Source organism: Roseobacter sp. (assembly GCF_024639605.1).
In the GTDB taxonomy this organism is placed as follows: domain Bacteria; phylum Pseudomonadota; class Alphaproteobacteria; order Rhodobacterales; family Rhodobacteraceae; genus Roseobacter.
Genome location: NZ_JAHEHZ010000147.1, coordinates 1 through 8,534, shown reverse-complemented (window position 1 = coordinate 8,534; position 8,534 = coordinate 1). Strand labels below are relative to the sequence as shown.

Genomic DNA, 8,534 nt, shown 5'->3' with positions numbered 1-8,534 from the left:
CCGCAGCACAGGTTACAATCTGTGATGGCGAGATCACCTGGCAGCGTGGCTGAACCGGGCGCAGTGAAGGGGGCCAGCGCCAGCGTACCGGCCCCCCGACGCAACTGACATCTGCCGGTGCAGGGTGCGCCTCTCTCCGTTCACAGCGAAGGACATTTTATGACAGACCTTTTCCACCAGTCCGCCGCCACGCTGGCCCGCATGATAAAAGACAGAACCGTTTCCGCGGTTGAGGTCGCTCAGGCGCATATCGACCGGACGGACGCGGTGAACCCGGACATTAACGCGGTGGTGCAGGATGCCCGTGACGAGGCCCTTAAAACTGCCCGGAACATTGACGAAGGCATTGCGGCGGGGAAGACCCCGGGGGTGCTTGCGGGCGTGCCCTGCACGACCAAGGTCAATGTTGATCAGCGGGGTTTTGCCACCACCAACGGGCTTTCCCTGCTGAAAGATGCTGTCGCGACCGAAGACAGCCCGGTGGTCGCGAATATGCGCAAGGCGGGCGGCGTGATCACCGGGCGTACGAATACACCTGCTTTCTCGCTGCGGTGGTTCACGAAAAATAACCTGCACGGGCAGACGCTGAACCCGCGCAATACCGCCATCACGCCCGGCGGCTCCTCAGGCGGGGCGGCGGCGGCTGTGGCCAGCGGTATCTGTGCTGTGGCCCATGGCACGGATATAGCAGGGTCGGTGCGCTATCCGGCCTATGCCTGCGGGATACACGGTCTGCGACCGACCTTCGGGCGGGTACCGGCCTTTAATGCCACTGGCGCAGACCGGTTTATCGGCGCGCAGCTGATGGCCGTCTCCGGACCGCTGGCGCGCACGATCGAAGACATCGGGCTCGCGTTTACGGCCATGTCCGCGCCAGATCCGCGCGATCCCTGGCATGTGCCGGTCAGCCATGCGCGGCAGCCCTATGAGAAACGCGCGGCCCTGACGCCGGCACCTGACGGGATGCCAGTGGTTCCGGAAGTGACGGCGGCGCTGAAGGCCGCAGCTCAGGCGCTCGCGGCGGAAGGCTGGACAGTCGAGGAAATCGCCTGTCCGCCGATGCGCGAAGCGGCCCGTATCAACGCCACGCTCTGGATGGCAGAAACGCAGTTTGCTGCGGAAAAAATGATCCGCGATGAGGGCGACCCGGATGCGCAGTATGTCTTTGAGCTGATGCGCCGGGATGCGGGGCCCGCTGATCTGGAAGCCGTCATGAAGGCGTTGCAGCGCCGCGTGGGACTTATCCGGGAATGGGCACTTTTCTGGCAGAAGTATCCGCTGCTCCTGTGCCCTGTCTCTGGCGAACTGCCGTTTGATCAGCAGTCCGATGTACGCTCGGAAGAGGATTTCTACCGCATTTTCGAGGCGCAGCTGACCCAGCGCGGGTTGCCCTCACTGGGCGTGCCGGCCCTGGCGGTGGCGACCGGCATGGCCGGCGACAGACCCGTGGGTGTGCAGCTTGTAAGCGACCGGTTCCGTGAGGATATACTGCTTGAAGCAGGCGCAGTCATCGAGGTGGCGCATCCGCCACTGCCGGTGACCTGAGACCGCTCAGTCCGCAGCGGTCCCGTCCGGCCGGCGGCGCAGGAGATACGTATCCATGATCCAGCCATGCTCTGCACGTGCCGACGCCCGGCGTTCAACGATGCGGTCAGAGACATCGCGCAACCTGCCATGCTCGATGATCTGTTCCGGCATGCCGAGAAACGCACCCCACCAGATGTCAAATCCATCAGGATTGAGGTGCTGAAACTCCGCTTCGCCGTCGAGCATCACAACCAGCGTCTCCGCCCCGGGAGGCCAGCCGTGATCGCGCAGACGCCGGCCGGTGGTGATTTCCACCGGGCCGTTCACGGTGTTGAGCGGAATGGCGTGAGCGGCCGTCAGCGCCTGAATTGCGGTAATGCCCGGCACCACCCGCAGCACCGGCGCGGGATCAAGCCGCTCTGCGATGCGCATGGTGCTGTCGTAAAGCGACGGGTCCCCCCAGACAAGCAAGGCGACCGGCCCCTCCGGCGGGGTCTGAGCAAGAGCTACCTGCCAGCGGCGGGCGATCTCGTCATGCCAGGCGGCCACCCGGGTCTGATAGGGCAACGCCGGATCCCGCTCGGGGTAGTCGAACGTCACGATCCGGGCAGCAGAACCGCTGTCGCGGATAAGACGGGTGCGGATCCCGGCAAGATCATCTTTGCCCGGGCCCTTGAGCGGGACGAGGATGACTGCCGCCTCCCGCAGCGCATCCCGCCCCTCAAAGGTCAGATGCGCGAGGCTGCCCGTGCCGATGCCGATGAGCCAGAGGTGCCCGATCACTGCCGTTTCCCATAAAAAAGGCCCGGACCTGTTGCCAGGTCCGGGCCGGATGGTTCAGCGCTTATGCGCCCGCGTAAAGGCGCGGCGTGAAAAGACCGCCCGGCGAGGTTCTGCGCAGCTTTTTCGCTGCCGCAAGGACCGCCAGATCGGCCAGAGGCTCAATCAGAACGACCAGCATATAGGCGGCACCGAAGGCACCAACTGCCGCGAAGGTTTCAGCGCCCGCGCCCTGGCCGTAAAACGCCCAGAACGCGACCCATGCCACGACACCGCCCTGATAGACGGCGGACATTTTCAGCACGTCCGAATAAGCGAGATCAACGTAGGCCCGGTCTCGCGGGATATAGCGCCGCGCCAGTGCATCGACCGCAAAGAGCGGCACCAGAACAGTGGTCAGGTTCACAAAGAACATCGGCAGATCGGTCGGCGACAGAAGTGCACCCTGGATCAGCAGTCCCAGCGCCAGGCCAAGAGCCGCAGGCGCTGCGCCGAGCAGCAGAAAGAGCGTGGTGCCCAGAATGAAGTGGACCTCAGAGATACCTGCCGGGAAGTGCGGCAGTATCTCGAAAAAGGCGAAAACACCGACCGTTGCCAGCACCGTGCGGGCGGCGAAAGACGCGATGTTGCTTCTGGCCAGATCGCCCATGACGAGTTTGGCAGAGTAGCCCGCCGCACCGGCGGCAGTGCCATACGCCAGCACCATTTTTGCGCCATCAACGACGCCCGGTTCGATATGCATTGTTAGTCCCTTTCATGTGACTGCCCCTCCGGCAGCGGGTGCCCACGTGCGCGAGCAGGATTTCATTGGTACGGCAGGTCTCCTGACTTGCGTGTCGCAGCGCGCCGGTCCTTCCCGGATTTGGTTTCCCAGTGGTTCTTTCCGTCGCGCTCTCCGCTTACAGTTGCGGGGGCAGTCCGGGAGTTTCACCCGGTTCCCTGTTCAGCCACAGATGTGACACCGTAGCCTGACAGTACGGTATGTCAGAAAGACCGCACAAGTTAAAAAACGACCCTCACGGATCTGCCAGCGGCCCATAGAGTATCAGCGCGGGGTTTGTGCCGGTCGCGGCCTCGAGTTTTGCGGCCAGGGCAGCGATAGTGGTCCGGGTGATCTGCTGTTCGGGGGTGCTGACGTTCTCAGCGAGAATCGCAGGTGTCGCGGCGGGCAGGCCCCTCGCGATCAGTGCCTGCGCCAGTTGCGGGAAGGTGCGTTTACCCATGAACACCACGGTGCAGGCGGCCGGATCAGCCAGTGCATCAAGGTTCAGATCGTCAGGCAGATTGCCGGTGACGTCATGTCCGGTGAAGTACTGCACCCGCCGCGCGGTCATCCGTCGCGTGAGCGGAATGCCGGCGGCCGCAGCAGCAGCATTCGCAGACGGCACCCCCGGGATAATCTCATAGGGTATCCCCGCATCACGCAGCGCGTCGAGTTCCTCTTCGAGCCGCCCGAACAGACCGCCGTCACCGGATTTCAGCCGCACCACGCGCTGGTCGGTCTGTGCATACTCCACCAGCAGTCGGCTGACGTGATGCTGTTTGGGCGAGGCGCGCCCTGCCCGCTTGCCAACCCCCACAAGGTCCGCGTCCGGGCGCGCATAGCCGAGCACCGGCCCTGAAGAGAGATCATCAAAGAGCACCGCATCCGCGCGTTTCAGGCGGTCCACCGCCTTGAGGGTCAGAAGTTCCGGATCGCCGGGCCCCGAGCCCACAAAGCTCACAAAACCGGTCATGCTGGTTCCTCGGCAGTGATCAGGTGGAAGAAAGTCCCTGTCACACGGCCCCGGCGCGAGCCAGTTTCGGGTACCGGATTGCCATCGGCGTCCGCGACCTCTGCAAGTGCATCATCAGGCTGCTCCAGGATGGTGGAATAATGGAACTCATGCCCGCGCAACCGCGACCCCGCTGAATGTCCCGGCAGGTCCGCCAGCAGCCGTGCCTGGCGGTATCCCAGATGGAATTTGCGCTTTTCATAGCTGGTCACGAGGCCCAGCAGACCGGTCATTTCGTGGCGCTGGCCGTCCTTGTCGATGAGGCCTGCGCCGAGCACCATGTAACCACCGCATTCGCCGTGTACCGGGCGTGTCTGCGCATGGGCATGCAGGCCGGCGCGGAACTTCTCCGCGCCGGCAATCCGGCCGGCGTGCAACTCCGGATAGCCCCCTGGCAGCCACACGAGATCAGCGTCCCGGTCGGGTGCTTCATCTGCCAGCGGGGAGAACGGCAGTACCTCGGCGCCTGCCGCGCGCCAGCCTTCGACGAGATGCGGATAGGTGAAGGAAAAGGCCGCGTCCTGCGCAAGTGCGATACTCTGAGCGGGAGGTTCTTGCAGCGGTGCCGCGCTCTGCCTTCCCGATGCTCCGCGCGCCGCCGCGCGAATGGCTGCAAGATCCACGTGCTCGCGCAGAAAAGCGGCATAGCCCGCGATCGCAGCTTCCAGATCGGGGTGTTCCACCGCCTGAATGAGCCCCAGATGACGTTCCGGCAGCGCCAGATCGCCGCGCCGCGGCAGCGCGCCCAGCACCGTAAGGCCCGCTTTGTCCATGCCCAGCCGCACCAGGCGTTCGTGCCGCGGAGAGGCCACGCGGTTCAGGATCACTCCGGCGAAGGGCAGATCCGGGTTATAGGCCTGAAACCCCAGTGCTGCGGCGGCAGCCGATTGTGCCTGTCCGCTGACATCCACCACCAGAATGACAGGCCAGCCCATATGCGCGGCGGTCTCGGCGCTGCTGCCAAAGCCGCTTTGTCCCCGCGTGGCGACCCCGTCATAGAGCCCCATGGACCCTTCGGCGATACAGATGTCCGCACCGGTCGCGCGCGCGGCAATCGCGCCGAGAAGCTGCCCGCCCATGGCCCAGGTATCAATATTGAAAGAAGCCCGACCGCTGGCCGCACGGTGAAAAGCCGGATCGATGTAATCCGGCCCGGATTTAAAGGGCTGCACAGCCATGCCGTCTTCTGCCAGTGCGCGCAGAAGGCCCAGCATCACGGTGGTTTTACCGGTGCCGGAAGCCGGCGCGGAAACCAGAAGCCCGGGGATATCAGTCATCGCCATGGTTCCATCCGGCCCAGGGGCTTTGAGCCGATTGCGGCCGGTAGCGCCGGTCATAGTCTGTTGCGTAGAGACAGGATTCGTCGAAACCTTCGCCTTCGAGCGCACGCCCGACGAGGATCAGCGCGGTGCGGGTGATGTCGCTGTCGACCCGGTCTGCGATATCGGCCAGCGTGCCGCGGATGATGCGCTCATCCGGCCAGCTTGCGCGCCATACAATCGCCACCGGGCAGTCCGCGCCGTAAGACGGTGTCAGCTCTTTTACCACCCGGTCGAGATTCTGCACCGACAGATGCAGAGCCAGCGTCGCGCCTGTGACCGCAAAATTCTGCAGGGTTTCGCCCGGAGGCATTGTCGAGGCGCGCCCCTGGGTACGCGTGAGCACCACCGATTGCGCCAGCCCCGGCAACGTCAGTTCCGCACCCAGTGTCGCCGCGGCAGCGGCAAAGGACGGCACCCCCGGTGTGACGGAAACCGGGATGCCCTGAGCGCGCAGGCGGCGCAGTTGTTCACCCATTGCGGACCACACCGACAGATCCCCCGAATGCAGCCGCGCCACATCCTGACCCGCGTTGTGGGCGCGGCGCATCTCGGCGATGATCGCGTCGAGATCCATGTCGGCGGTGTTCACCACCCGCGCGCCCTCAGGGCAGTGCTCCAGCACTGCCTCAGGCACCAGAGACCCCGCAAAAAGGCAGACCGGACAGGCCGCGATAATGTCACGCCCTCGCAGGGTCAGCAGATCGGGCGCGCCCGGTCCCGCGCCGATGAAGTGGACTGTCATATCGTTTCTCCGATTGCAAAAGCGCAGGTTGCCATGCGGTCCTCCGACACCACCCGCGGGCCGCACAGCCGTGCGCCGGGGCCCGCGGCGGCCAGCGCTGCCGCTTCTGCGACGCTGCCGGTGTCGCGGGCAGCCCGGGACTGCGCCGACTGTGTAACGGTAGCTTGCGTCGCAAGCTGCTCTGCCGGGACCGCAATAATGCGCAAACCGGTTTGCGCGGCCAGTTCCCTGAGCGCAGCGCTCTCGCATTTCCCGGCAGCGGTCGCGAATGCATCGGCGGTCAGCCCTGCTGCTGCACGCTCAAATGCGCTGCGCAGGCTTTGCGCGCTGGCGCCCGTGCGGAACCCGAGACCCGCAACGATCACAACGCCGCACTCCACTGCACGAGCGGATAAGCCGCCTTCCATCCCGTTTTGTTGCCCAGCGGTGCGGCGCGCGCGATCTCTACGCGCAAAAGCGTACCGCCACGGGCAGCCTGCGCGCGCACCAGTACCGCTTCGCTTTCCAGCGTCACGGCATTGGCAACGATCCGCGTGCCAGGTGCCAGATTGCCGACAAGCCATGCCAGCAGATCCTCAGACAGGCCACCGCCGATAAATACCGCATCCGGCGGCGGCAGACCCGCCAGTGCATCGGGTGCTTTGCCGGTGATAATCTGCAGCCGGTCCTGGCCAAGCCGGTCCGCATTGGCGCGGATGCGCCCTGCCCTGGCGTCTCGCGGCTCTATCGTCGTCGCGGTCAGCGACGGATGCGAGAGCAGCCACTCGATGCAGACAGACCCCGACCCGCCGCCAATGTCCCACAGGTGCTCACCGTCGCGGGGTGCAAGTGCTGAGAGCGTGAGCGCGCGCACCGGCTGTTTGGTCATGGTACCGTCGCTTTCGAACCAGTCGTCGGAACGCCCTGAAGCGCGTGTCAGCACAGCACCCTCGCCCCGGACGAAGATGCCCGCGCAGACCGGATGGCTGAAACTGCTGTCTCCGATGGCGCGGGCCGTGAGATCACTGCGCCGCGCGCGCGGGCCGCCCAGTGCCTCGAGCACATGCAGATCAGAGGCTCCGAAACCTGCGTCAGTGAGATATCCGGCGAGTTCGGTCACAGCCTCTCCATCGCGCAGCAGAACGATCATCTGCGCGCCGGGGGCCAGGGCCGGGCGCAGACGCGACAGAGGCGCCGCATGGAGCCCGAAACAGGCGGTGTGCTGCAGCGCCCAGCCGAGGCGCGCGGCGGCCAGAGAAAAGGTCGAAGGCCCGGGCAATGCCGTCCACTCGCCCGCGTCGAGCTCTTTGCAGATCGTACTGCCCGCACCGAACCAGAAGGGATCGCCCGAGGCCAGCACAGCCACGCGCCGCCCGCGCAGGCTCAGAAGCACCGGCAAACCATCACTGAAGGGCACAGGCCAGGCGATCTGTTCCGCCGCGAGATCCGGCAGAAGCGCCAGATGACGCGGCGGCCCCATGATAATCTCGGCGGTCTTCAGTGCGGCAAGGCTTGCACCCGACAGCCCCTCCGGCGCATCTTCGTCCAGACCAATGATCGTCAGCCAGGGAGCGTCAGGCATGGTATCAGACATGGCACCCAACCTGCTCATCCTCGGCGGGACCACCGGGGCGACAGCGCTCTGCCGGGCGCTGAGCGAGGCGGGCATCGCCGGCACGGTATCGCTTGCCGGACGCGTGGCCCGTCCGGTGCGTCAGCCTCTGCCCCTGCGCAGCGGAGGGTTCGGCGGTGTCGAAGGCCTCAGGCAGTATCTGCACGACCACGCCATCACCCATGTCGTCGATGCCACACACCCTTTTGCCGCGCAGATGAGCCGCAACGCCGTCAATGCCTGTGCTGCAGCAAAGGTGCCCCTGATTGCGCTGACCCGCCCGCCGTGGACGCCCGGTGAAGGCGACCGCTGGCAACATGTTCCGGATATCGCGGGTGCGGCTGCGGCACTCCGGGGGCCTGCCTGCCGGGTCATGCTTGCCGTCGGGCGAATGCATCTTGCCGAATTTGCCCCGAACCCGCAGCATTTTTATCTGTTGCGTCTCGTGGACCCGCCTGAAGCTGCGCTGCCCTTTCCAGGTTGCGAGGTCATCCTCGACCGGGGTCCGTTTACTGTCGATGGCGATCTGGCACTGATGCGTGAACACCGGATCGACCTGGTGGTTTCCAAGAACTCCGGCGGCACCGGCGCGCAGGCCAAACTCATCGCAGCCCGCCAACTGGAACTGCCCGTACTGATGATCGACCGGCCGTCTTTGCCGGCACGGCGTGAAGCATCCGGCGCTGAAGAAGTGATCGCCTGGGTGGCTCATTCGGGCACCGACCTCGGTGTATAGACCACCGGTGCATCCGCGCGCGTAATCACGCGGGTATTGGATGCGCCGACAATCACGACCG

The 8,534-nt window shown here is 65.3% G+C and carries 9 protein-coding genes and 1 riboswitch; of the genes, 2 read left to right on the top strand and 7 right to left on the bottom strand.

Features of this window, described 5'->3' with window-relative positions:
• Positions 1 to 159 precede the first annotated feature (159 nt).
• Positions 160 to 1,545: an amidase family protein gene (locus Q0M35_RS15515; protein ID WP_295316891.1), complete on the top strand. Its 1,386-nt coding sequence runs from the start codon at positions 160 to 162 to the stop codon at positions 1,543 to 1,545.
• A 6-nt stretch (positions 1,546 to 1,551) separates the two neighbouring features.
• Here the strand turns inward: Q0M35_RS15515 and cobF are convergent, their stop codons facing one another.
• The 7 genes from cobF to cbiE form a co-directional block, all read right to left on the bottom strand.
• Positions 1,552 to 2,310: a precorrin-6A synthase (deacetylating) gene (gene cobF, locus Q0M35_RS15510; RefSeq protein ID WP_295316890.1), complete on the bottom strand. Its 759-nt coding sequence runs from the start codon at positions 2,308 to 2,310 to the stop codon at positions 1,552 to 1,554.
• Positions 2,311 to 2,371: 61 nt separating this feature from the next.
• Complete coding sequence (locus Q0M35_RS15505; RefSeq protein ID WP_295316888.1) at positions 2,372 to 3,049, bottom strand: energy-coupling factor ABC transporter permease; 678 nt, start codon at positions 3,047 to 3,049, stop codon at positions 2,372 to 2,374.
• 54 nt (positions 3,050 to 3,103) lie between these two features.
• Positions 3,104 to 3,288: riboswitch (cobalamin riboswitch) on the bottom strand.
• 35 nt (positions 3,289 to 3,323) lie between these two features.
• Positions 3,324 to 4,043 carry a uroporphyrinogen-III C-methyltransferase gene (cobA, locus tag Q0M35_RS15500; RefSeq protein WP_295316886.1) on the bottom strand — a complete coding sequence of 240 codons (720 nt, stop codon included), beginning with the start codon at positions 4,041 to 4,043 and terminating at the stop codon, positions 3,324 to 3,326.
• Complete coding sequence (locus Q0M35_RS15495; protein ID WP_295316896.1) at positions 4,040 to 5,359, bottom strand: cobyrinate a,c-diamide synthase; 1,320 nt, start codon at positions 5,357 to 5,359, stop codon at positions 4,040 to 4,042. Before Q0M35_RS15495 ends, cobA begins: the two co-directional genes overlap by 4 nt.
• Positions 5,352 to 6,146, bottom strand: coding sequence for a precorrin-4 C(11)-methyltransferase (gene cobM, locus Q0M35_RS15490; protein ID WP_295316884.1), 795 nt, complete (start codon positions 6,144 to 6,146; stop codon positions 5,352 to 5,354). Before cobM ends, Q0M35_RS15495 begins: the two co-directional genes overlap by 8 nt.
• Positions 6,143 to 6,511, bottom strand: coding sequence for a cobalamin biosynthesis protein (locus Q0M35_RS15485; protein ID WP_295316882.1), 369 nt, complete (start codon positions 6,509 to 6,511; stop codon positions 6,143 to 6,145). Before Q0M35_RS15485 ends, cobM begins: the two co-directional genes overlap by 4 nt.
• Complete coding sequence (gene cbiE / locus Q0M35_RS15480) at positions 6,508 to 7,707, bottom strand: precorrin-6y C5,15-methyltransferase (decarboxylating) subunit CbiE (RefSeq protein WP_295316895.1); 1,200 nt, start codon at positions 7,705 to 7,707, stop codon at positions 6,508 to 6,510. The genes Q0M35_RS15485 and cbiE overlap by 4 nt, the downstream gene beginning before the upstream one ends.
• Before the next feature lie 10 nt (positions 7,708 to 7,717).
• Between cbiE and Q0M35_RS15475 the strand changes: the two genes are divergently transcribed.
• Positions 7,718 to 8,473 (top strand): cobalt-precorrin-6A reductase, encoded by a 756-nt coding sequence (locus tag Q0M35_RS15475; RefSeq protein ID WP_295316893.1) that lies wholly within the window; start codon positions 7,718 to 7,720, stop codon positions 8,471 to 8,473.
• The last annotated feature ends 61 nt before the right edge of the window (positions 8,474 to 8,534 follow it).

Coding starts and splice junctions, on each gene's coding strand:
- Q0M35_RS15515 (WP_295316891.1), top strand. CDS start 160: ATGACAGACCTTTTCCACCAGTCCGCCGCCACGCTGGCCCGCATGATA.
- Q0M35_RS15505 (WP_295316888.1), bottom strand. CDS start 3,049: ATGCATATCGAACCGGGCGTCGTTGATGGCGCAAAAATGGTGCTGGCG.
- cobA (WP_295316886.1), bottom strand. CDS start 4,043: ATGACCGGTTTTGTGAGCTTTGTGGGCTCGGGGCCCGGCGATCCGGAA.
- Q0M35_RS15495 (WP_295316896.1), bottom strand. CDS start 5,359: ATGACTGATATCCCCGGGCTTCTGGTTTCCGCGCCGGCTTCCGGCACC.
- cobM (WP_295316884.1), bottom strand. CDS start 6,146: ATGACAGTCCACTTCATCGGCGCGGGACCGGGCGCGCCCGATCTGCTG.
- cbiE (WP_295316895.1), bottom strand. CDS start 7,707: ATGCCTGACGCTCCCTGGCTGACGATCATTGGTCTGGACGAAGATGCG.
- Q0M35_RS15475 (WP_295316893.1), top strand. CDS start 7,718: ATGGCACCCAACCTGCTCATCCTCGGCGGGACCACCGGGGCGACAGCG.